The sequence below is a fragment of the Agromyces sp. Y558 genome, assembly GCF_059445415.1.
On the sequence record NZ_JCAIUH010000001.1, the window covers coordinates 104,215 to 127,876 of the forward strand.

Sequence of the window (23,662 nt, forward strand, 5' to 3'; positions counted from 1 at the left end):
CAAGAACCTGGTCAGCGGTGTCGGGCCCAGCGCGTTCAGATCCAGGTCTCGGACCAAGGACCCTTGAATCACACCGCATACAGATGCGACTATCTGTATGCACTTCGATGTGATAGTCAGGATGCCCTCGCGCGTCAAAGCGCATACAGTTAGTATTATGTGTATGCAATATGATGCAGAAAGGAGCTCACGATGAGCACGAAGCTCGACGCGATCGCGGCGGACACCTTCACCTTCACCGACGCACGCGACGCCGGACTACAGGTCAGAGACCTGCAGAAGCTCCTCGAACACCACCGGATCGAACGGGTCAGCCGCGGACGCTACCGGCGCACTGACGCGCCGTTCGCCGACCTGAATCTCATAGAGATCGCTACCCGAGCTCAGCGCGCAACAATCTGTCTCACTAGCGCGCTGGCACGCTACGACCTGATCGACGCGATCCCCGACAAGATCGACATCGCGCTCCCCCGCAACCGCCGCCACCCGAAGACAACAGCCGCAGTCCACTGGCACTCGTTCGACGCTCCGACGTTCGACATCGAACGTCGTGAGCAACCGATTGACGGCAGCGAATTGACCATCGGCATCTACAGCGCCGAACGGTCCATCATCGACGCGTTCCGGCTCCGAGGCTACGCCGGCTACGAGATCGCGACGGAGGCACTCCGAAACTGGCTCCGGCTTCGTGGATCACGTCCCGCGAAGCTCATCAGCATCGCCCGCCAGATCCCCCGATCCGAAGCCCCGCTTCGCCACGCCTTGGAGTTCTTGACGTGACGAGCGCAGCCAGCATCAGCGCCAAGCTGACCAACCTCGCACGCCAGCAACGCCAAAACTCCCACGAGACGCACGTGCTTTACGCGCTCGAACGGTTCCTTGACCGACTCGGCCGCACCGAGTACGCGGGCGACTTCGTCCTCAAAGGGGGCCTACTGCTGGCCGCCTACCGGCTCCGCCGCCCAACCAGAGATGCTGACCTGCAGGCGTTGAACTTTCAACTCGACGAAGAGCATCTACATGCAGTCGTCGTCGCGGTCGCCGCGATCGACGACGAAGACGGGCTCGCAATCGACGCTGACGCAACGCGAGTGGCTCAGATCCGCGACGCCGACGCGTACACGGGCCTTCGAGTCACGGTGCCTGCAACTCTTCACCGCACATCGGTGTCGATCCAGCTCGACGACAGCACTGGCGACCCGATCTGGCCGAAGCCGGAAATCGTCGAGCTCCCGCGGCTACTCGGCGGGACTCTCGAAGTTTTCGGACACCCCATCCCTACGGTCATCGCCGAAAAGTCCGTGACTATCTTGCAGCGTGGCACCACAAGCACCCGATGGCGGGATTACGTGGACATCCGTGGATTCCAACGCACCCAGGAGTTCACAGCCGGTGACATCCGCGCCGCCGCGACAGCGGTCGCTCAGCATCGCGGATTCGACCTCGAACCGCTCGCCGACTACGTCGACGGGTACGGGCGGTTCCAGGGATGCAGACCAAGTGGGACGCCTGGCGGCGCAAGGAAGCACTGCAAGAACGAACCGAAGCGGACCTCGACGACCAGTTGGCTGACATCGTCGCGTTCCTCGACCCGGTCTACTCCGGCGAGATGCCCGACACCGCCCGCTGGGACCCGGAAACGCAGACCTGGGCGGAGTAGCTCGTCCAACTTTGCGGGTGCGGGCAAATTGTGGGCAACTGGCCAATTCGGAGAAAGCCCCCGGCATCCCTCGCGAAAGCAGGGATCGCGGGAGCTTCCCGATGGCGGTACCGGGTGAGCTGAGCCCTACTCGCCGTTGGCCGTGCGCTTGCGCCTGGTGGCGAGACGGTGGCTCTCGGTGACCTCGTGCGTGCGGCGCAACGGCGTCGCCACGTCATCGTGCCTTCGCTGCGCGACCCGCACGAAGAGGAAGTCGACGAGCGCGAGCTGGGCGATGCGACTCGACATCGCGCCCATGCGGTAGGTCGACTCGCGTGCGCGGGTCATGAGCACGAATTCGGCGAGCTCGGCGATCGGCGACTCCGGCGAGTTGGTGATCGCCACGGTCGTCGCACCGGCGTCGCGGGCGGCGGAAAGGGCGTGGCTCGTTTCGGTGGTGAGTCCGGAGTGCGAGATGCCGATCGCGACATCCGTCGGCCTCCGAAGCGCCGCGGAGACCAGCGCGAGGTGGATGTCGACCGAGCAGAACGCGGAGATGCCGATACGGGTGAGCTTCTGCTGCAGGTCCTGAGCGGTGAGGCCGCTCGCGCCGAATCCATAGAGGTCGACGTGCCCCGCCGCATCGATCGCCGACACCACGCCGTCGAGCACCGCGGTGTCGAGACCCGCGACCGTCTCCTCGATGGCGAGCACCTCCTGGAACGCGATCTTCGCGAGCACGTCGTCGGCCGAGTCATCCGGATTGATGTCGGAGTCGGCGAGACCGAACCGGTCGCGCCCGGCCGCCTCACGGCTCACCGCGCTCGCGACCTCCATGCGGAACTCGCGATACCCGCTGTAGCCGAGGGTCTGGCAGAAGCGGGCGACGGTCGACAGCGAGGTACCGCAGACGCGCGCGAGGTCGTTGATCGTGAGCTCGACGACGAGCGTCGGGTCGGCGATGATCGCCTCGGCGACACGCGCCTCCGACGAGCTGAGGCGCGGCAGTGCTGCTCGCACGGCCGTGAGCACGTTCGCCGACATCACTGGGTCCCCGGTTCCTGCTGAGAATGTGCGCCCGCGTCCGCGGCCTGCCTTCCATCCTCGGGGATGCCACCCGGCTGTGCGGCGCGGCGAGCCACCCCAGTTCTGGTCACCGTGGTGGGTTGAGAGGGGGTGCCCACGCCTAGCCCTTGACGGCGCCGGCGACGAGGCCCGACGAGAGGCGACGCTGAACGATGATGAAGAAGATCATGACCGGCAGGGTGATGAGCGTCGATGCGGCCATGATGTAGCCCCATTCGTTGGAGTGCAGGCCGAAGAACGACTTCAGGCCGATCGCGACCGTGTAGTTCTCCGTCGCCCCGCCGAGCAGGGTCATCGCGAAGATGAACTCATTCCACGCCGTGATGAAGGAGAAGACGCTCGTTGCGACGAGGCCAGGCATCACGAGCGGCAGCATGACCGAACGGAACATGCGCCACCAGCTCGCGCCGTCGATGTAGGCGGCCTCTTCGAGCTCGACCGGTACGGCGGCGACGAAGCCGCGCAGCATCCAGATGCCGAACGGCAGCGAGAGTGCCACGTAGACGACCATCAGGCCGAGCAGCGTGTTCAGCAGGCCGAGGTCGCGCACCTGCACGAACAGCGGGATCACGAGAGCTTCGAGCGGCACCATCTGCACGACGAGGATCATGAGCAGCATTGCCGTGCGGAACTTGAACTTGAACCGGGCGACCGCGACCGAGGCGAGCAGTGCCACGATCGCACTCGCGAGCACGGTGACGACCGCCACGAGCGCCGAGTTGCGGAGGAAGACGTCGAAGCCGCCCTCGCTCAGCACGTAGGTGAAGTTGTCCCACGTGAACTCCTTGGGCACGAGCGACTGGCCGCCGCTCGACGCCTGCGCGTCGAACGCGCTCGAGACCATCCAGTACACCGGGAAGAGGGTGAAGAGCAGCAACGCGACGACGGCGATGATCTTGCCGATGTTGCGTGCGGGGGAACGCCGTCTCACAGCTGTTCCTCCTTGAAGAGCGTACGGATGTAGACGACCGTGATGGCCAGCAGCACGATCGTGAGCAGCACCGCGAGCGCCGCGCCGAAGCCGTAGCGGTTCTGCCCGAACGACTCGACGTACGACCAGACGCCGAGGTTCAGCACCGATCGGTTCGAGCCCGCACCGCCCGGCATCAGGTAGACCTGCGCGAACACCTTGAAGTCCCAGATGGTCGACAGGATGATGACGACCGAGAAGACGGGCTTCAGCGTCGGGAAGATGATCTTCCAGAACCGTCGCCACGCGCCGGCGCCGTCCATCTCGGCGGCCTCGAGCATCTCTTTCGGCACGCCGAGCAGGCCCGCGAGAATCGTGATCGCCACGAACGGGAAGCCGTGGTGGATGACGTTCAAGAGCACGATGCCGTAGAACGACCACTGGTTCGTGAACCAGTTGTACGGCTCGTCCATGAGGCCCATCGCCATGAGCGTCGAGTTGACTATGCCCTTGTCGGCGTCGAAGATCCAGACCCACACGTAGGTGCCGGTGACCGCGGGCATCGCCCAGGCGATCATGATGGCGCTCGCGACGACGGTGCGCGACAAGGTGCCGAGCGAGGCGAGCAGCAGGGCGACGAGCGTGCCGACGATGACGGTGCCTGCGACGGATGCCACGGCGAAGCCCAGCGTGTTCGGCAGCACGACCGACCAGAGGGTCGGATTGGTGAACGCCTCGACGTAGTTGTCGAGGCCGGTGAAGTTGGACTTGCCGCTGACGATCTCGCGCAGGCCGTAGTCCTGCAGCGAGAAGAGCACGACGCGGATGAGCGGCCACAGCATGAGGCCGCCGAGGATGATGAGCGCGGGCGCGAGGAGCACCCACGGACGGGCTTTCGCCCAGGTCAGGAAACGGCGGCCGCGGGGGTCGCGGCCACCGACGCCGCCGGTCACGGATGCGGACGCTGGAGCGCCCTCACCCGTGACCGACAGCGTTGGTGCGAGGTTCGACAAATCAGATGCCTCGGTTGTTCCGGTCGCCTCAGTTGCCGTTCATGATGGTGTCCATCTCGGCAGCGGCATCCTTCGTCGCCTGCTCGACGGTCTTCTGACCGCTGAGGATGGCCTGCATCATGGTGTTCGTCGTCTGCTTGGCCTGCACCGCACCGAAGGTCGGGGTGACGGGCACGGATGCGCCGCCCTCGACCATCTGCTGGGCGAAGGGCTGCACGAGCGGGTCAGTCGAGGCGAGCGCGTCGTCCATGAGCGACTCGAGGCCCGGGAAGTATCCGGTCGAGTCGGCCCACTCGGCGGCGAACTCGCCCGTGGTCATGAGCTCGACGAAGGCGTACGCGAGTTCCTGGTTCTTCGAGGTGTTGAAGACCGACAGGTGCGAGCCGCCGAGCACCGACGGCGAGATGCCGTCTTCCTGACCGGGGATGACCGCTGCCGCGATCTTGCCTTCGAGGTCGGGAGCCTTCTCCACGAGCGCCTTCGGGGTCCACGAGCCGGAGAGCATCATGGCGACGCTGCCCTGCGTGAAGGCGTCGCGCGCGTCGGTCTCCTTCCACGTGGTCGCGCCGGCCGAGGAGAAGCCGTGCTTCAGTGCGAGGTCGGTGTAGAACTGGATGCCCTCCTGGGACTCCTTGCTCGCAAGGCCCGAGGTCCACTCGTCGCCGTCGAGCTCCGAGACCTCGCCGCCGGCGCCCCAGACCCACGGGTACACACCGAACTCGGCGTTGCCGGGAACCGCGAATGCGAGCATCTCGGGGTGAGCCGCCTTGATGGCCTCGCCGGCCGAGACGATCTCGTCCCAGCTGGTCGGCGCCTCGAGGCCGAGCTCGTCGAAGACGTCGGCGCGATAGACGATCGAGCGCACGCCGGCGTACCACGGCATGCCGTAGAGGTCGCCGTCGTAGGTGCCGGCGACCTCGAGCCCGTCGACGAGGTCGTCTTGCAGGCCGTCTTCGGCGGCGACGAATTCGGTGAGCGGGGCGAGCGCGCCGGCGTCGGCGAACTCGGCGGTCCACGTGGTGCCGGTCTCGGCGACGTCGGGGGTGGTGCCGCCCGCGATCGACGTGACGAAGCGGTCGTGGGCATCGGCCCACTGCACGTACTCGACCTCGAGGGTCGCACCGGTCTCTTCGGTGAATGCCTCGCCGACCTTCTCGAAGAAGGGCTCGGAGTCGGGGTTGGTGCCTTCCATGATCCAGACGGTGAGGGTCTCGCCCTTCGCGTCGATCGGGCCGTCGTCGGCGGCAGGGGTCTCGCCGCTGGAGCAGGCTGCCAGCGCGAGCATGGCGGTGATGCCGAGTGCCGCGACCGGGAGGAAGCGCTTGTTCATAGGGGTGTCTCCTCGTTGAAACGTTGGTGGCACTCGCGCGCCGACCGGGAATATGAAACGGACGATGAACCTGAAACAGAACTCACTCTGGAAGTAGTATTCGGGAATGATGGCCGGTTTGCAAGAAACTTCCGAACGTTCGGAATGGGTCCTCGGTGTCGACATCGGCGGCACCGGGAGCAGGGCTGCGCTCGAGCCGGCGGCGGCCACCACCGGTGCCGGTTCCAGCGGGGCAGTCGGCAGTGCTGCCGGCGCCGGACGACGCCTGCTCGAGGGGCCGCCGGTCGCGATCACGCCGAGTGGCAGCACGGCGCTCTCGGTCGCCGGTTCGCTCATCGATCGGGCTCGCGAAGAGTGGCCGGATGCCTCGATCACCGCGGTCGGAATCGGTGCCACCGGTCTCGCCTCCCTCGTCGCTTCGCCCGCCACATCGGTCGCGGCGTTGCGCGATGCCGCCGGCGGGGCCCAGATCGCGCTCGCCATCGATGCGTTGACCGCTCATCTCGGCGCGCTCGGCGGCCGCCCGGGCGCGGTCGTCGCCGTGGGCACCGGCGCCATCGCGATCGGCACCGACCTGCACGAGGTTTGGCGGCGGGTCGGCGGCTGGGGCCACCTGTACGACGACCGCGGTTCGGGCGCGTGGATCGGCATCGAGGGCCTGAAGGCGGCGATCCTGACTCATGACGGTGTGACGACGGATGCCGCGGCGCTCCTCTCAGCGGCCGAGTCGCGCTTCGGCCCGGCGCCGGGTTGGCCCGCGCAGCTCTACACGCGCGACGACCGCGGCTCGGTGCTCGCGGGCTTCGCAGCGGATGTCGCGGGCCTCGCCTCGGTCGGCGACGCAGCGTCGACCCGCATCATGTCGGATGCCGGTGCGCTCGTCGCCGGCACCCTCGCCGCCGCACTCGACCCCGCGCTGGCCGAACCGCGGCTCGCCGCCGGTACCGGTGGCGTGTTCGCCGCGGGCGGGGCATTCGTCTCGGCGTTCGAGGCGGAATTCGCCCGCCTCGCGCCCGACGCCTCCCTCGTGCCCGCAGCCGGTGGACCGCTCGATGGCGCCGTGCAGCTGGCCCGGCTCGTGGCTCGAGGCGAGGTGCCCGCGGGGCATCCGCCGTTCCTCTGGCGCTGAGCGGGTCAGTGCGGGTTCCCATGGGCGGGGCCCCTGTGCTGGATCCTGAGTCGTCCGGTCCCCCACACGCACATCCCCCCGGCGCCCGGCGCACTCAGGCGCGCGCGAGCAGCGCGGCAATGTCCGCTCCGCGCGGCAGCACCCCGTACTGCCCGCCGCCCTCGCCGCCGAGCCGCGTGCGGACGAACGCGTCCGAGACCGGCCCCGGCGCGTACCGCAGCATGAGCGATGCCTGCAGTACCAACGCGAGCCGCTCGGTCAGTTCACGCGCACGAGCCGCGGCAGCCGCGACATCCATCATCGCAAGCTCACGCACGAGCGTGTGCACCCCGGCGAGCGCCGCATCGAACGTCGGCGACTCGCCCGCCGCCGACCCGACCTCGGCGAAGAATGCCTCGAACGCCTCGGGTTCACGCGCGAGCACGCGCAGCACATCGAGCGCGATGACATTGCCCGAGCCCTCCCAGATCGCGAGCAGCGGTTGCTCGCGATAGCGGCGCGCAAGCGGGAACGCCTCGGTGTATCCGTTCCCGCCGAGGCACTCGAGCGCTTCGGCGGCATGGCCGGGGCCGCGCTTGCAGATCCAGTACTTCGAGACCGCGGTCGCCAGGCGACGGAACGCCTGCTCCGCACCGCCGCTCGAATCAGGCACCGTCGCGTCGTCGTCGGCGTCGTATGCTCGTGCGAGCCGCATCGACGTGAGCGTGGCCGCCTCCGACTCGAGCGCGAGATCGGCGATGACCGCCGCCATCGCCGGCTGGTCGACGAGCAACGACCCGAACGCAGTGCGATGCCGCACATGCCAAGCCGCCTCTGCGACCGACTGGCGCATGCCCGCCGCAGACCCGATCACGCAATCGAGCCGGGTGCGCGTCACCATCTGCACGATCGTCGCGACGCCGCGACCCTCCTCCCCCACGAGCCATCCCGTCGTTGCATCGAGCTCGATCTCGGCCGACGCATTCGAACGGTTGCCGAGCTTGTCCTTCAGCCGCTGGATGCGGAACACGTTCCGCGATGCGTCGGGCAGCACTCGCGGCACGAAGAAGCAGCTCAGCCCGTGCGGAGTCTGCGCGAGCACGAGGAACGCGTCACTCATCGGTGCGCTGCAGAACCACTTGTGGCCCGTGAGGCCGTACTCCTCGCCCCAGCCCGACGCGCCGCCGCGCCGCTCGGCGCGCGTCGTGTTCGCGCGCACATCGGATCCGCCCTGCTTCTCGGTCATCGCCATGCCGATGAGCGCCGAAGCCTTGCCCGCCGCGAGCACGGGGTCGTACGAGCGGCTCAGCAGCCGCGGCATCCATTCATCGCGAAGGCCGGATGCCGCGAGCTCGAGGGTCGGCACCGCCGCATGCGTCATCGACACCGGGCAGGCATGGCCGGGCTCGACCTGCGCGAAGAGGAAGAACGCCGCCGCCCGGTCGACGTTCGCGCCCGGTCCCGGATTCGCCGCGGCACTCGTGTGCGCGCCCGCACCCACGGCCGCCGCGATCACTCGGTGATATGCGTCGTCGTACTCGACCTCGTCGATGCGCCGACCCCAGCGATCGTGCGTCTGCAGTACCGGAGGGCGGGTGTTCGCGCGCTCCGCGTCTCGCTGGAATGCCGGCGAGGCGACGAGCCTCCCGGCCTCGGAGAGGGCGGTGCGAGCGGATGCCGCGGCATCCCCGTCAGGTGACGAACCGCGAGCGCCCGGGGCATGCGTGCCGCCTCGCCCCCACCGCGCCACCGATTCGGCGAGCGGCACGTTCGACGTGTACTCGTCGACCGCTTCGCGCGGCGGCACCTGGTTCTCGACCTCGTGCGTGTTGATCATCGTCGGCCTCCGCCGCCCATTCTCGCCGGTCGGCGGCCGCGCCGCCGTTCCATCGGGCGCCGTGATCGGCCGGCCCAACGTACGTGCGTCGAAGCGCCGGTCGCCGCAGATTTCGCCCTCGGTGAACGCAGGCGACAGATCGCCGGTGGCGCTTGCGTCTCGTCACGCGCCATGTGAGGCTAAAACGCTGCAATGTCGTACGGGGGTGCGATCGTGCAGATCGAGCGAGGGGCATGGGTGCCCTGGCTGATGCAGTGCGCGCACGAACGCGCCACGGCAGGCGGTGTCCGCTCGGTTCACTGACTCCCCGCGATGGAGACGCAATGCTCGGAAGAATCCTCGTCCGCTACCTCAAACCCTACAAATGGCTGCTCCTCGGTGTACTGGTGTTCCAGTTCATCTCCGCCTTGGCGAGCCTCTACCTGCCAAGCCTGAACGCCGACATCATCGACAAGGGTGTCTCGACGGGTGATACCGCGTACATCTGGTCGACCGGCACGTTCATGCTCGCGATCTCGCTCGCACAGATCATCGCGGCGATCGTCGCCACCTACTTCGCTGCGAAGGCTGCGATGCGCCTCGGTCGCGACATCCGCAACGACGTGTTCGACAAGGTCAGCGCGTTCTCGGAGCGCGAAGTGTCGCAGTTCGGCCCCGGCTCCCTCATCACCCGCAACACGAACGATGTGCAGCAGGTGCAGATGCTCGCCATGACCGGCGCGACCATGCTCGTGAGCGCGCCGCTGCTCGCGATCGGCGGCATCATCATGGCGCTGCGGCAAGACCTCGGCCTCAGTTGGCTGATCTGGTCCGCGGTGCTCGTGATTCTCGTCGTCGCCGTCTTTGTGATCAGCCGCATGGTGCCGCTGTTCCGCAGCTTCCAGACCAAGCTCGATGCCGTGAACCGGGTGCTGCGCGAGCAGCTCACCGGCATCCGCGTCGTGCGAGCGTTCGTGCGGGAGGACATCGAAGAAGAGCGCTTCCGTGGAGCGAACACCGAGATCATGGTCGTCGGCCGCCGTGTCGGCACGCTCTTCATCACGCTGTTCCCGTTCTTCATGCTCGTGCTCAACGTCACCGTCATCGGCGTGATCTGGTTCGGCGCGATCGAGGTCGACGCGGGCAACGTGCAGATCGGCACGCTCTTCGCGTTCATGCAGTACGTCGGCATCATCCTCGGCGGCGTGCTCATGGCCGCCTTCACGACGATCATGATCCCGCGCGCCGCGGTATCGGGCGAGCGCATCGGCGAGGTGCTCGCGAGCGAATCGACCCTCACCCGGCCCGCCGTGCCGGTGACGCAGTTCCCCGAGACGGGCTCGGTGGAGTACCGCGACGTCGAGTTCGCCTACCCGGGTGCTCAGCACCCCGTGCTCGAAGGCATTTCGTTCCGCGCCGATCGGGGTGAGACCGTGGCGGTCGTCGGCTCGACCGGTGCAGGCAAGACGACGCTCGTCTCGCTCATCCCGCGGCTCTTCGACGCGACCGGCGGCTCAGTGCTCGTCAACGGCGTCGACGTGCGCGAGGCCGACCTCGACCGGCTGTGGGCGACGATCGGTCTCGTGCCGCAGCGCCCGTTCCTGTTCGCCGGCACCGTCGCATCCAACCTGCGATTCGGTCGCGAGGAGGCCACAGACGAGGAGCTCTGGAAGGCGCTCGAGATCGCGCAGGGTCGCGACTTCGTCGCCGAGATGGAGGGCGGGCTCAACGCCCGCATCGCGCAGGGCGGCACGAACGTCTCGGGGGGCCAGCGCCAGCGCCTCGCGATCGCGCGGGCGATCGTGCACATCCCCGACATCCTCGTCTTCGACGACTCGTTCTCGGCACTCGACCTCACGACGGATGCGAGATTGCGGCAGGCGCTCTGGCGGGAGTTGCCCGAGGTCACGAAGATCGTCGTCGCGCAGCGCGTGTCGACGATCACCGATGCCGACCGCATCATCGTGCTCGACGACGGCGGCATGGTCGGCATCGGCACGCACGAGGAACTCCTCGAAACGTGCGGAACCTACCGCCAGATCGTCGAATCGCAGCTCGGAGTGGAGGCACAGGCATGAGCACCGACACCAATGACCAGCAGCCCCGCCGTGGACGCGGGGCGGGCCGTGGGGCCGGCAAGGGCGGCACCCACGGCGCCGCTCGCACCGCCGACCCGAAAGAGATGACCGAACAGGAGCGCATCGAGTTCGAGCTCGCCGAGCAGGGACGCCTGAACTCGGGCGACTGGGACAGCCTCGCGCCTGGCAAGGCCGCGAACTTCGGCGCGAGCTTCCGCCGCCTGCTGGGGCTGCTGGCCCCGTGGAAGTGGTCGTTCGCCTTCGTCTCGCTGCTCGGCGCGCTCGGCGTCGTGCTCACGGTCATCGCACCGAAACTGCTCGGCGAGGCGACGAACATCATCTTCGATGGCTTTATCTCGCTGCAGCTGCCGGCGGGCGTCAGTCAGGAGCAGGTCGTCGAGCAGCTTCGGTCCTCGGGCCAGACGGATCTCGCCAACATCGTCGGCGCGGCAACCCTGACGCCGGGCGAAGGCATCGACTTCGTCGCGCTCAGCCAGATCGTGATTCTCGTGCTCGCGCTGTATCTCGTCGCCTCCGTGCTCTCGTGGGTGCAGGGGTACGTCATCAACATCATCATGGTGCGCGCGATGTGGCGCCTGCGCGAAGACGTCGAGGCCAAGGTGCACCGCCTGCCGCTCAGCTACTTCGACAAGACGCAGCGCGGCGAGCTCATCTCGAGAGTCACGAACGATATCGACAACATCACGCAGACGATGCAGCAGTCGCTCTCGAGCGCGCTCACGAGCGTGCTCACCGTGATCGGCGTGCTCGTCATGATGTTCTCGATCTCGTGGCAGCTCGCCCTCGTGACGCTCATCTCGCTGCCGCTCATGGCCGTCATCTTCGGCTTGATCGGACCGAAGTCGCAGGCCGCGTTCGGTGTGCAGTGGAAGAAGGTCGGCCGTCTGAACGCTCGCGTCGAGGAGTCGTTCTCGGGGCACGCGCTCGTCAAGGTGTTCGGCCGCGAACGCGACGCGAGTGAGAAGTTCCGGGCCGAGAACGAGGAGCTCTACGAGGCCGCGTTCAAGGCGCAGTTCCTCTCGGGCACCATCATGCCCGGCATGATGTTCATCGGAAACCTGACCTATGTCGGCATCGCAGTGCTCGGCGGCCTCATGGTCGCGAGTGGGCAGCTGCGCCTCGGTGACGTGCAGGCGTTCATCCAGTACTCGCAGCAGTTCACGCAGCCGCTCTCGCAGCTCGGCGGCATGGCGGCGGTCGTGCAGTCGGGCACCGCCTCGGCCGAGCGGGTCTTCGAACTGCTCGACGCTGAGGAGCAGGGGCCCGACGCGGCCGATGCGCCGACTCCGGTCGACGGCGACGGCACCATCGAGTTCGAGAACGTTTCGTTCTCGTACACGCCGGAGCGGCCGCTCATCCGCGACCTGTCGTTCAAGGTCGAGCCCGGGCAGACGGTCGCGATCGTGGGCCCGACCGGTGCAGGGAAGACGACGCTCGTCAACCTCATCATGCGGTTCTACGAGCTCGATAGCGGGCGCATCCTGCTCGACGGTCAAGACATCGCCAAGCTGACCCGGCACGACGTGCGTGTACGCACCGGCATGGTGTTGCAGGACCCGTGGCTGTTCGCGGGCACCATTCGCGAGAACATCCAGTACGGACGCCAGACGGCGACCGACGAGGAGATCCTCGACGCGGCCCGCGCCACGTACGTCGACCGCTTCGTGCACTCGCTGCCCGACGGCTACGACACCGTGCTCGATGAGGAGGCGTCGAACGTCTCAGCCGGCGAGAAGCAGCTCATCACGATCGCGCGCGCGTTCGTGGCGCGGCCGTCGGTGCTGATCCTCGACGAGGCAACCTCGTCGGTGGACACCCGCACCGAGCTGCTCGTGCAGCACGCGATGGCGGCCCTTCGCCAGGGCCGCACCTCGTTCGTGATCGCGCACCGTCTCTCGACGATCCGCGACGCCGACCTCATCCTCGTGATGGAGCACGGTGACATCGTCGAGAAGGGCACGCACGACGAGCTCATCGCGGCGAAGGGTGCGTACTACCGCCTCTACAACTCGCAGTTCGAGCAGGCGGCGAGCGACCTCGACGCCGAACTCGGCGAGTTGCAGGCCGGCGACACGACGCAGCCCCCACCTCGCCCGCTCGAAGAGGTCATCGAGGATGCGGCCGAGGCCGAGCTCGAACTGTAGTCGCGCTGCCTCGCAGGTGAACGAGCGGATGTCCCGGATTCGGGGCATCCGCTCGTTCGTCATTCAAGGGCGCAGGCGGGCCGGCTCCGCGAGAAGATGGATGCGTGACGATCCTGCCCCAGCCCGTGCGCCCCTGGCGACTGTGGCTCGTGTGGGGTGTCGGCGTCGCCGCCTACGTGCTCTCGATCACGAACCGCACTTCGCTGTCAGCGGTCGGCGTCGACGCTGCGGTCCGATTCGACGCGGATGCCTCGGTGCTCTCCCTCTTCGCCGTCGTGCAGCTGTTCGTCTACGGCGCGATGCAGGTCCCGGTGGGGTTGCTGCTCGACCGCTTCGGCGCACGACCGATCATCACCATCGGCATGTTCGTCATGGCCACCGGTCAACTCGTGATGGCCTTCGCACCCGACGTCGGCACGGCGATCTTCGCCCGCATGCTACAGGGCGCGGGCGACGCGGCGATCTTCCCGAGCGTGCTGCGCGTCGTCGCCGTGTGGTTCCCCGAGCGGCAGGCGCCGTTCCTCGTGCAGCTCACCGGCATCGTCGGCCAGAGCGGCCAGCTGCTCGCGATCCTGCCGATCGCAGCCCTGCTGCACGCGACGAGCTGGACCATCGCGTTCGGCAGCCTCGCCGGACTCGGCGTGCTCTTCACCGTGCTGACCTTCGCCGTCATCCGCAACCGACCACCGGGCCGCGACTCCGACGTGAGCGTCGATACCGCCACCGGCGCCATGCACGCGGTGACCTCGTCGGCCGACCTGCGGCAAGGTTTCCGCGAATCGTGGGCGCACCCGGCGACCCGGCTCGCGTTCTGGTCGCACTTCACGGCGCCGTTCTCGGGCACCGCGTTCATCCTGCTGTGGGGCTTCCCGTTCCTCACGGTCGGCGAGGGCCTTTCTGCGGCGATGGCCTCGCTGATCTTCAGCGTCTACGTCGTCGCCGGCATGGTGGTCGGCCCGGTGATCGGCGCGCTGTCGAGTCGGCATCCGATGCGGCGATCGCGGATGCTCGTGCTGCCGATCATCGCCGTCCAGGTGGTCGCGTGGCTCGCCGTCATCCTCTGGCCCGGCTCGGTCCCGTTGTGGCTGCTCTTCGTGCTCGCCTTGGCGCTCAGCACGGGCGGCCCCGCTTCGATGATCGGCTTCGATCACGCCCGCACCTACAACCCGCGCCATCGACTCAGCACGGCCACCGGCATCGTGAACGTCGGCGGGTTTCTCGCCGCCCTTCTCGCGATCCTGTTCATCGGCATCGCCATGGACGCGCAGGGCGCAGGCACCCCCGACACGTACAGCCCCGAGGCGTTCCGTCTCGCCTTCCTCACTCAGCTGCCGCTGTGGGCGATCGGCGCGGGCTTCATCGTCTTCGAGCGCAAGCGCACCCGCGTGCACCTCGGCCTCGACGAGCCGCGCACGCGCCGTCGCGATCGCCGCGACGGCTGAGGCCCGATCAGCCGAGGCCCGAGCGCCCCCAGGTGGGGAAGTCGCTCGGGCCTCAGCACGATCACCGGGTCATCCGGCGTCCGTCATCAGTGACGGCCACCGACCGGCCAGCCGGGCCAGTCGTACCCGCCCCCGCCGTGCCCGCCACCACCGTGGCCGCCACCACCACCGTGGCCGCCACCGCCGTGCCCGCCGCCACCGTGGCCGCCGCCCTTCTTCGCGGCCGTCGCCTCGAACGCCCGCACGATCTCCTGGCTGAAGGTCGCGCCTGCGGCATCCGTCGCCGTCACTCGCAGGTCGACCCACGCGCCCGCGTTCGGCACGTCGATCTCGGCGGCGTAGGCCGTGACGACGTCACGCCCCTCGGGGAAGACCGAGAGGAACTCCCCTGACGGCTCGTCGACCGTGGTGTCGGTGGAGGTGACGTCGAGTTCGACCGCCTGCCAGTCGCCGCCGTCGACGCGCGCCTCGAGCGTCGCGTCGGTCATGGCTGCGATGCCGGATGCCCCGGCCAGGTGCCCGAGCTCGAGGTCGAGCTTCACCGGTGCACCCGCCTTGCGGCCGGCGCCGGCCTTGCCCGAGTCGTCGAGCTCGACGTCGTAGAACGCCTGCAGCATCGGCAGCAGCTGGGTGGTGTAGTCGCCCGCCGTTCCGGCGGACCGGAAGGTCCACTCGGTCGTGGTCGACGTCGACGAGGCGAGGTATGTGCCGTCGTGCGTCGCGGTGTTCACCACGCGCCACTCGGACTCGCCGTCGGGCAGCCCCCAGACGCCGACCCCCTGGTACGGCCCTGAGCCCGCAAGCTCGCCGTCGACGTACACCTCGGTGAATTGCGCACGGTCGACGGCGCCCGAGAACACGTCGAACGTGCCGGTGCGCTCGGCGCTCGCCCCATCGGCCCACGACGGCAGGTTCACCTGCACGTTGTCGCCCGAGCGGTTCGGCGCCCAGTAGCCGGGGCCGACGTAGGGCCGCACGATCGCACCGAAGTAGCTCGTCTCGAGCTTCTGGCCGGGCTCGTAGGCACGCCTGACGTCGCGCACCTGCCATCCGGCGTCGACGACCGTGGCGTCCTGATACCACTCGACCTGGTCGGTGTTCACCCATTCGGTGCGCTCGAGACCGCGCGTCGTGCGCATCGGGTAGCCCGATCCGTACTCCACGCCGGGCACGAAGTCCCACCGGAACTCGGCGACGAGCGAAGGTTCGCCGTAGTACGTCGTGTCGATACGGGTCAGCCCGCGTGGGCGGTAGTCGAGGTCTTCGGGCACATTGCCGGCGCTGTAGCGGGCGATGTCCCAGATCTCGTCGGCGTCCACGATGCCTTCGCCCGTGACGGTGACCTTCTTCTGTGCGATCGCTTCGAGCACCCGGCGGCCCTGCACGCCGCTGATCGCGGCGACGGGGATGGCGGTGTCGCTGACGTAGTCCTCGGAGCCGACCCATTCGCTGAGCTCGCCGTCACCGTCGTTGACGGTCAGCAGCAGCGCAGCGCCCGCTGCGACCGCGTTCGCCGATCGCGCCGGGGCCGAGACGGTGTCGGAGCGGGTCACGACCGCGACCTTGCCGGTCACGTCGACCGCGGCGAACTCCTCGGCACTGCCGAGTCCCACATCGATGGCACCGGCGCGGATCTTGCCGTCGAGCAGGGTCGATCCGACCTGCGGGATGAGGTCGAGCCGCTCCTTGCCGGCCTTCAGCGAGAGAGTCGGCTGCTGCAGCCGCCACCGGGTCGTGAAGTCGAAGCTCTCCGCCTCGGTCGCCTCCAGTGGCTGGGCGTACAGCTCGTCGACCCACACGGGTGCCAACACACTGCCGGTGAAGCCGTCGGCCTTGTAGTCCATGCGACGCACGGTGGCCTCGAGCCCGTCTTCGCCGACATCGACGGTCACGGGCTTCGTGGCCCGGGCGTCGAACGCGACCGTCGCTGCGCCATCGAGCACGACGTCGGGGTCGCCGACGAGCGCGATCGTCTGGGTGTCGGCCTCACGGGCGACGTCCATGAACGACATCACCGAGTAGAGCCCGGCCGGCAGTCGCAGCGTGGTCTCGCCCGCGACGCCGAAGGAGGTGTACCAACCGGTCTCGGCGTTCCAGATCCATCCGTAGGTCTCGAGCGGTTCGCCGTCGAAGTCGGTCGCCGTGACGGTGAGGTCGTAGCGTTCGGCTTCGGCGATGATGCCGAGCGCCGAGCGGGTGACCGCGTCGCCGTCGACCGCCGCCGTCAGCACGCCCGAGAGCTGCGCTCCCGCGGGCACCTTCGCCGGGTCGGCCGTGAGGGTGACCGCCTTGGTCTCACCCGCGGCGAGCGTGAGCGAGTCGGCGTCCATCGTGAGCACGTCGGATGCCGCTGCGGCCGCGCGGCCCGGTTCGAGGCCACCGCCACCCGCGCCGGGTGTGGTGTCGGTGAGCGTCGCGGTCAGTTCGATCGTCGCCTCGGCGTCGCCGCGGTTCGCGTACTCGATCGTGCGAGTCACGGGGGCAGCGTCTTCGCCCCACGACAGCATGCCGAAGTCGCCGGAACCAGATGCCACGATGTCGGCCTCGATCGCAGTCGCCACGTCGACCACGCCGGCGCCGACCTGGTAGGGCGTGAGCCCGACATCCGTCGCCGTGCTGACGAGCGCGGCCCGCAGTTGCGCGGCCGTGTACTCGGGATGCTGCTGCTTCACGATCGCCGCAGCGCCCGCGACGTGCGGGGTCGCCATCGAGGTGCCGCTCATGCCGATGTAGGAGCCTTCGCCGGGGCTGTCGGCCGAGCGGGCGGCGGTCACGTCGTTGCCGGGGCCGGCGAGGTCGGGCTTCAGCGCACCGGAGCCCACGAGCGGGCCCTGGCTCGAGAACCACGACAGGGCGCCGGTCGGGTCGTCGACCGAGCCGATCGTGAGTGCGCTCGCGGCTGAGCCGGGCGAGCCGATCGTCTCGGGCGCCGTGGAGTTGCCCGCGGCGACGATGAAGAGCGCGTCGGTCTCGGCCGAGATCTCGTTGAGCGCTTGGGACATGAGGTCGGTGCCGTCGTCGCCGTAGCGGGTGCCGAGGCTCATCGAGACGATGTCGGCGCGTTCGCCGGCCCACTCCATGGCGGAGATGATCCACGAGTCCTGGCCTTCACCGGCGGCGCCGCTCAGCACCTTGCCGATGAGGAGGTCGGCGCCGTCGGCGACACCGCGGTGGGTGCCGCCGCTCGCGGCGCCGGTGCCGGCGATCGTCGAGGCGACGTGCGTGCCGTGGCCGTTGACGTCGTCGGAGACCGCTTCGCCGGGCACGAAGCTCGTCGAGTCGGCGAGCACCCGGCCCGCGAGGTCGGGGTGGGTGTCGTCGTAGCCCGTGTCGAGCACCGCGACCGTCACGCCGTCGCCGGTGTAGCCGGCCGCCCACGCCTCGGGCGCTCCGATGTAGGGCACGCTCGAGTCGAGCGTCGCCTGCACCTTGCCGTCGAGGTGGATCGCCTCGATGCCGCCGCCGAGGCTGACGGCCCCGTCGGCTCCTTCGGCGCTGAAGCTGCGGGCATCGGATGCCGCGACATCCGTCAGCGCCGCCCAGGTCGATTCGGCGCTCGCGTGGTCGGCCGTCGCCGCGGCGCCGCCGATGCTCGCGAGCGGGGTGCCGATCTCGACACCCGGTGTGGGGGCGGCGAAGCTGCGCGCCGCCGCGCCGTCGTCGTCGAGCTCGAGGATCACGGGGGTCGCGTCGACCGAGGCGTCGTCGTAGCCGTACTCGATGAGCCGGGTGACGTTGAAGAGGTCGCGGTCGACGACGCCGGCCGTGATGAACGGCAGCGCGCCGCGCGGCAGCACGTGCAGTTCGCCGTCGACGTCGAGGGTCTGGAACCCCTCGCCGGGGTCCACGGGGTCGATCTCGACCGCGTGGGTGCCGCCGGCGAGGTCGGTCACGGTGACCCGGTCGCCGGTGATGAGGGTGACGGTGTGCGATCCGCCTGCGGGAGCGGGTGCCGCGGCCGCGACGGCCGGTGGCGGTGTGCCGCCACCGGTCGGATCGGCACCGGCGGGGAGTGCGGCTGCGCCGACTCCGGCGACGCCGATCGCGAGGCCGCTGATGGCGGCGGCGATCGATCGGCGCCGTGGTGCGGATGGTCTGATGCTTCGTGGCATAGGGATACCTCTCACGCGTACGAACTGGCTTGGCAAGCAACCTCTCACGGCCTGTTGGCTAGGGTGGTGGCGGAGAGATGCCATGGCTGTGATCCGCCACCTGAACGGCGACCGACGCGACCGTGGCCGGCGAGGAATGGAAGGCGCTCGTGCTCGAGGCGATCGGACTGGACGACGAGCACACCTCGCTCTATCGGCTCATCCTGCAGTCGCCATCGGCGAGCGTCGACGAGCTCGCCGCATCCGCGGGGAAGTCGCCCGGCGACGTGCGCGCGATCGTGGCCGAACTCGAGCGTCTCGGGTTGCTCGCGCGGCAGGCATCCGCTCCCGACCGGGTCGTCGCCTCGCCGCCGTCGCTGGCCCTGCGCCCGATGCTCCTCGACCGTGAACGCCGGCTGACCCAGGCGCACGAGGCGCTCGTGGAGTTGAGTGAGATCTACCGCAGCGGGGCCGCGCAGCGCTCGGCGCCCGATGTGGTCGATGTCGTGCTGGGGGCGGATGCCGTGCGCCAGCGTTTCGCTCAGCTGCAGGCTTCGGCGACGCAGCAGGTGCGTGTGTTCATGTTGAGCGACGTGGCCTTTCTCGGCGCCGAGGAGAACACGGCCGAGGATGACGCACTCCACCGCGGTGTGACTTACCGAGTGATCGTCGAGAAGGCGGTGCTCGAATGGCCCGGCTTCATCGACGCGGCACGCGAGTCGGCGCCCTTCGGCGAGGAGATCCGGGTGATGCCGACGCTGCCCACCCGGCTCATCATCTCCGACGACGACCTGGCGCTGCTCCCGATGCGATCGCACGGCGAAGACCGGTCGTCGGGCGCGCTGCTGGTGCATCCGAGCGGCCTACTCGACCTTGTCATCGCGATCTTCGAGGAGTACTGGTCGACGTCGACCGAGTTCGTCTCGGCCGGCGAGCTGCCGGGCGCGCACGATGCGGTCGACCGCGATCTGCTCAAGCTCCTGCTGCTGGGCCTGACGGATGCCGCGGCGGGCGCGCAGCTCGGCATCTCGGTGCGCACCGTGCAGCGGCGTGTGGCCGAGCTCATGGAGACCGCCGGCGTCACGACCCGGCTCCAGTTGGGTGCCGAGGCCGTGCGCCGGGCGTGGGTGTGATGCGGCATCGGTGCGATCCGACATGCGTGTGATCTGCCGAAACTGTTGACGGCCCTTGAAGAGGGGACGAAGATGAGCAACGTTCATGTCACGACCGATCGTCGGGTTCGAACATTCGAGAACCACCCGGTATGGACGTCATCGCGTTACGAGGGGGTACGCCATGTTCCGCACCAGCCCAGCCCGCCAGCTCGCCGCCGCTACTGCGGCTGCACTCGTCATCACCGCACTCAGCGCCACGCCGAGTGTCGCGATACCCGCACCACCACCCGGCGGAGGTGACCAGCTCGCCGTCTACACGGGCACCGTCGACGCCGAAGGGCTCGCCGCGATCGTAGATCTCGGCGTGGACCGGCACGAGATCGTCGCGTCACCGAGCGCCGAAGCATCCGGCCAGGTCGACGTCGAAGTGATCATCTCGGGCGAGCAGGCCGCGCAGCTCGAAGCGAGCGGCGCTGATCTCCAGGAGAAGGCGCCGAGCGCACAGCGCCGCTCACTGCAGGCCGAGGGCGTGTTCCGCCCCTACAGCGGCGAGGGCGGACTGCTCGAGGAGCTCATGGCGCAGGCCGCGGCGCATCCGAAGATCGCCGAAGTGCAGGTGGTCGGACAGACGACCAACGGGCAGGACATCGCCGCCGTGCGCGTCACCAAGAACGTCGACCGGGCGAAGGACGGCAAGCGCCCCACCACGGTCTACGTCGGCGCGCAGCACGCCCGCGAGTGGATCACGCCCGAGATGGTGCGTCGACTGCTCGACCACGTGCTCACGTCGTATGGCACCGACCCGCGCATCACCGACCTCGTGGATTCGACCGAACTGTGGTTCGTGCCGGTCGCGAACCCCGACGGCTACGACTTCACGTTCCAAGAGGGCAACCGGCTCTGGCGCAAGAACCTGCGCGACAACAACGGTGACGGCGTGATCACCACCGGCGACGGCGTCGACCTGAACCGCAACTCCGCGACGCGCTGGGGCTACGACAACGAAGGTTCATCGCCGAACCCGGCGAGCGAGACGTACCGCGGTCCCTCCGCGGCATCCGAACCCGAGACGCAGGCGCTCGACGAGCTCTTCGACCGCATCACGCCGGAGTTCTTCGTGAATTACCACTCGGCCGCCGAACTGCTGCTGCACGGCATCGGCTGGCAGGTCGCGACGCCGTCGCCCGACGACGTGATCTACGAGGCGATGGTCGGCGACGACGCCAACCCGGCGATCCCGGGGTACGACCCCGACATCTCCGCCGAGTTGTACACCACGAACGGCGACATCGACTCGCACATGCAGGAGGCGCACGGCACGCTCGGGTTCACGCCCGAGATGTCGACGTGCGAGGCAGCATCCGACTCGGTCGCCGACGACGAGTGGCTCGCAGAGGACTGCCAGAGCGGATTCAACTTCCCCGACGACGAGGCGCTGATCCAGGCCGAGTTCGAGAAGAACATCGCGTTCGCCCTCGCGACCGCCGAATCGGCGCTCGACCCGAACGACCCCGTGTCGGCCGTGGGCCTCGAGGCTCCCGACTTCAAGGTCGACAGCTTCACGGTCTCGTACGGCGACCCGCAGCCGGTCGCGGTCGTGGCCAAGCGCGACCTGCTCGCGAAGTTCATGAGCTACCGCATCAACGACGGGCGCACGAGGATCGCACCCGTCAAGGAGTGGCAGGGCGGTGAGCGCTACGGCGACGAGAACGACGACTACTACGCCGAGTACCGGGGCACGGTGCGCGGTGCAGCTGCGGGCGACACCGTGGAGGTCTGGTTCTCAGCGCTGCCTTCGCTCCGCGACATCCTGAAGGACCGGAACTTCAAGAAGGTCGAGAGCGAGCACTTCACCTATGAGCTCACGCAGGACACCGGCAATGACGTGCTCGTCATCGCGAATGAGGACTACACGGGCGTGAACCCGACGTATCCGGCCGGCACGACCGCGCCGAAGTACGTCGACGAGCACGTCGCGGCCCTCGAGGCGAACAGCGTGACTCCGGATGTCTGGGACGTCGACGCGCAGGGTGTTCCGCACGACCTCGGGGTGCTCTCGCACTACGACTCGGCGCTGTGGTACCTCGGCGACAACCGACTGACCCAGGATCCCGAGGACTTCCTGACCGACACCTTCCAGTTCGGTCCGCTCGAAGACCTCTCGGTCGCTGAGCGCCAGCAGTACCTCACCATGTCGATCCGCGACTGGCTCAATGAGGGCGGCAAGCTCGCGCTCGCCGGCGAGACCGCGGGGTACTACGGGCAGCTCGGCTCCTCGCTCGGCGGCATCTACTACGGGCTCGACGGAGCGCCGGATGAGGACTGCGCGGTGACGGGGGACTTCTTCTCCGACTGCCTGCTGCTCGCCGACGACTTCACGCAGTACTGGATGGGCGCGTACGCACGCACCGCTGTGGGTGTCGACGGCGCCGTGGGCACCGCTCCCCCGCTCGACGGCTTCGAAGCGACGTTCGGTGGCCCGGCAACGGTCGACAACCCCGTCGACGAGGCAGGAGCGTTCGTGAACACGAGCGATGTGCTCCCGGTCGGCGAGTTCCCGCAGTTCGAGAGCACGGGGGTCGCCGACTACGCCGATCCGTTCGGCGCGATCGAGGGCGAGTGGGCGGCGGCGGCCGGCCACATCGACAACGGCTACCAGCGACTCGGCCAGAACGTGGACCTGACCGGGCTGACCGCCGCGGACGCGCCGACGTTCACGGCGCAGATCGCGTTCGACGTCGAACTGGGCTACGACAATGTTCTCGTCGAGGTGCGCCCGACCGGCACCGACACGTGGACCACGCTTCCCGAGGTCGGAGGCGCGACATCCACCGACCCGCCCACCGAGTGCGAGGGCGGCTTCTACGCGGGGGTGCATCCGCAGCTCCTGCACTACCTCACGCTCGGAAACCCGTGCGCCACGACCGGCAGCACAGGCTCGTGGAACGCGATGACCGGCTCTTCAGGCGGGTGGATCCCCGTGTCGTTCGACCTGTCCGCTTACGCGAATCAGCAGATCGAACTCGTGGTGAGCTACGTCACCGACCCCGGCTCGGGCGGCCTCGGCGTCATCCTCGATGACACCAGGATCGTCACGGCGTCGAGCGAACTCACGGCCGAGGGCTTCGAGGAGAGTCTCGGTGCGTGGCAGCTGCTCGGGCCTCCCGCAGGCAGCCCGGCCAACTTCAGTGATTGGGAGCGGGCGCAGGGCCTCGCAGTGCTCGTGGCCTCGGTCGCGACACCCGACACGCTCATATTCGGCTTCGGGCTCGAGCAGCTCGCGACCGACGAGGAGCGGGCGGACATTGTCGGGCGCATCCTCGCGCACTTCAACGGGTAGCGGAGGCAGCAATCGAGCGGATGCCGCAAGCGGGTGCCACCCGCTTGCGGCATCCGTGCGCGTGCGCGTGCATCCGCTGCCTGATCCGCGCCGCTACAGGGCGGCTACTGCGCGGCCCAGACGCCGAGCTCGTTGCCGCTCGGGTCGGTGAAGTGGAAGCGGCGACCGCCGGGGAACTCGTAGGGACCGTTGACGACCTCGCCGCCGGCAGCCGTGACGGCAGCGACCGTGGCGTCGAGGTCGTCGCTGTAGAGCAGCACAAGCGGCCCGCCGCGCACGACCTCGTCGGCCAAGGCGAGCCCACCGGCCTCGTCACCGTCTGCTTCGGCGGCGGTGCGGATGCCTGCGTACTCGTCGCCGTACGAGGTGAACTGCCACCCGAACGCGGCGCCGTAGAACGCCTGCGCGGCGGCCATGTCGGTGATCGAGATCTCGACGTAGTCGATGCTCAGTGGGATGCGGTGCTCATGCGTTGCCATGGCGACACGCTCCCATCACCCACCGACAGCGGCGCCCGCGACCGTGCCTG

At 68.6% G+C, this 23,662-nt stretch carries 15 protein-coding genes; 8 read left to right on the top strand and 7 right to left on the bottom strand.

Annotated features, from left to right (window positions below; genetic code table 11):
• The first annotated feature begins 192 nt into the window (after nucleotides 1-192).
• Both AC1C2T_RS00465 and AC1C2T_RS00470 read left to right on the top strand, forming a co-directional pair.
• Entirely contained in the window at nucleotides 193-780 is a 588-nt protein-coding gene (locus tag AC1C2T_RS00465; protein WP_495363378.1) for a type IV toxin-antitoxin system AbiEi family antitoxin domain-containing protein, read from the top strand.
• Nucleotides 777-1,778, top strand: a complete 1,002-nt coding sequence (locus AC1C2T_RS00470; protein WP_495383838.1) for a nucleotidyl transferase AbiEii/AbiGii toxin family protein — start codon at nucleotides 777-779, stop codon at nucleotides 1,776-1,778. The genes AC1C2T_RS00465 and AC1C2T_RS00470 overlap by 4 nt, the downstream gene beginning before the upstream one ends.
• Before the next feature lie 8 nt (nucleotides 1,779-1,786).
• On the opposite strand, the gene AC1C2T_RS00475 is transcribed toward AC1C2T_RS00470, so the two are convergent.
• The 4 genes from AC1C2T_RS00475 to AC1C2T_RS00490 all read right to left on the bottom strand — a co-directional run bounded on the left by AC1C2T_RS00475 (nucleotide 1,787) and on the right by AC1C2T_RS00490 (nucleotide 5,978).
• Complete coding sequence (locus tag AC1C2T_RS00475) at nucleotides 1,787-2,683, bottom strand: MurR/RpiR family transcriptional regulator (RefSeq protein WP_495363380.1); 897 nt, start codon at nucleotides 2,681-2,683, stop codon at nucleotides 1,787-1,789.
• Nucleotides 2,684-2,825: 142 nt separating this feature from the next.
• The gene (locus AC1C2T_RS00480; RefSeq protein WP_495352701.1) at nucleotides 2,826-3,656 is read right to left on the bottom strand and encodes a carbohydrate ABC transporter permease; all 831 of its coding nucleotides are present in this window, start codon (nucleotides 3,654-3,656) and stop codon (nucleotides 2,826-2,828) included.
• Nucleotides 3,653-4,588, bottom strand: a complete 936-nt coding sequence (locus AC1C2T_RS00485) for a carbohydrate ABC transporter permease (RefSeq protein WP_495383839.1) — start codon at nucleotides 4,586-4,588, stop codon at nucleotides 3,653-3,655. The genes AC1C2T_RS00480 and AC1C2T_RS00485 overlap by 4 nt, the downstream gene beginning before the upstream one ends.
• Nucleotides 4,589-4,676: 88 nt before the next feature.
• A complete protein-coding gene (locus AC1C2T_RS00490) occupies nucleotides 4,677-5,978 on the bottom strand; it encodes a sugar ABC transporter substrate-binding protein (protein WP_495383840.1) in 1,302 nt (433 codons plus the stop codon).
• A 106-nt stretch (nucleotides 5,979-6,084) separates the two neighbouring features.
• On the opposite strand from AC1C2T_RS00490, the gene AC1C2T_RS00495 reads away from it, so the two are divergent.
• Nucleotides 6,085-7,107, top strand: a complete 1,023-nt coding sequence (locus AC1C2T_RS00495) for an N-acetylglucosamine kinase (RefSeq protein ID WP_495383841.1) — start codon at nucleotides 6,085-6,087, stop codon at nucleotides 7,105-7,107.
• Nucleotides 7,108-7,201: 94 nt separating this feature from the next.
• Here the strand turns inward: AC1C2T_RS00495 and AC1C2T_RS00500 are convergent, their stop codons facing one another.
• A complete protein-coding gene (locus AC1C2T_RS00500; protein ID WP_495383842.1) occupies nucleotides 7,202-8,923 on the bottom strand; it encodes an acyl-CoA dehydrogenase family protein in 1,722 nt (573 codons plus the stop codon).
• Nucleotides 8,924-9,246: 323 nt separating this feature from the next.
• Here AC1C2T_RS00500 and AC1C2T_RS00505 point away from each other — a divergent pair, with 323 nt between their 5' ends.
• From AC1C2T_RS00505 to AC1C2T_RS00515, 3 genes are all read left to right on the top strand, one after another.
• Nucleotides 9,247-10,980: an ABC transporter ATP-binding protein gene (locus tag AC1C2T_RS00505; RefSeq protein WP_495383843.1), complete on the top strand. Its 1,734-nt coding sequence runs from the start codon at nucleotides 9,247-9,249 to the stop codon at nucleotides 10,978-10,980.
• A 104-nt stretch (nucleotides 10,981-11,084) separates the two neighbouring features.
• A complete protein-coding gene (locus AC1C2T_RS00510; protein WP_495385375.1) occupies nucleotides 11,085-13,145 on the top strand; it encodes an ABC transporter ATP-binding protein in 2,061 nt (686 codons plus the stop codon).
• A 104-nt stretch (nucleotides 13,146-13,249) separates the two neighbouring features.
• Nucleotides 13,250-14,587 carry an MFS transporter gene (locus tag AC1C2T_RS00515; protein WP_495383844.1) on the top strand — a complete coding sequence of 446 codons (1,338 nt, stop codon included), beginning with the start codon at nucleotides 13,250-13,252 and terminating at the stop codon, nucleotides 14,585-14,587.
• 86 nt (nucleotides 14,588-14,673) lie between these two features.
• Here the strand turns inward: AC1C2T_RS00515 and AC1C2T_RS00520 are convergent, their stop codons facing one another.
• Nucleotides 14,674-18,699: a S8 family peptidase gene (locus AC1C2T_RS00520; RefSeq protein ID WP_495383845.1), complete on the bottom strand. Its 4,026-nt coding sequence runs from the start codon at nucleotides 18,697-18,699 to the stop codon at nucleotides 14,674-14,676.
• 122 nt (nucleotides 18,700-18,821) lie between these two features.
• On the opposite strand from AC1C2T_RS00520, the gene AC1C2T_RS00525 reads away from it, so the two are divergent.
• A complete protein-coding gene (locus AC1C2T_RS00525; RefSeq protein WP_495363388.1) occupies nucleotides 18,822-19,811 on the top strand; it encodes a TrmB family transcriptional regulator in 990 nt (329 codons plus the stop codon).
• A 163-nt stretch (nucleotides 19,812-19,974) separates the two neighbouring features.
• On the top strand, nucleotides 19,975-23,133 hold the full coding sequence (locus AC1C2T_RS00530; RefSeq protein WP_495383846.1) for a M14 family metallopeptidase: 3,159 nt from the start codon (nucleotides 19,975-19,977) through the stop codon (nucleotides 23,131-23,133).
• Nucleotides 23,134-23,237: 104 nt separating this feature from the next.
• Here the strand turns inward: AC1C2T_RS00530 and AC1C2T_RS00535 are convergent, their stop codons facing one another.
• Nucleotides 23,238-23,612, bottom strand: coding sequence for a VOC family protein (locus tag AC1C2T_RS00535; protein WP_495363390.1), 375 nt, complete (start codon nucleotides 23,610-23,612; stop codon nucleotides 23,238-23,240).
• Nucleotides 23,613-23,662: the final 50 nt, after the last annotated feature.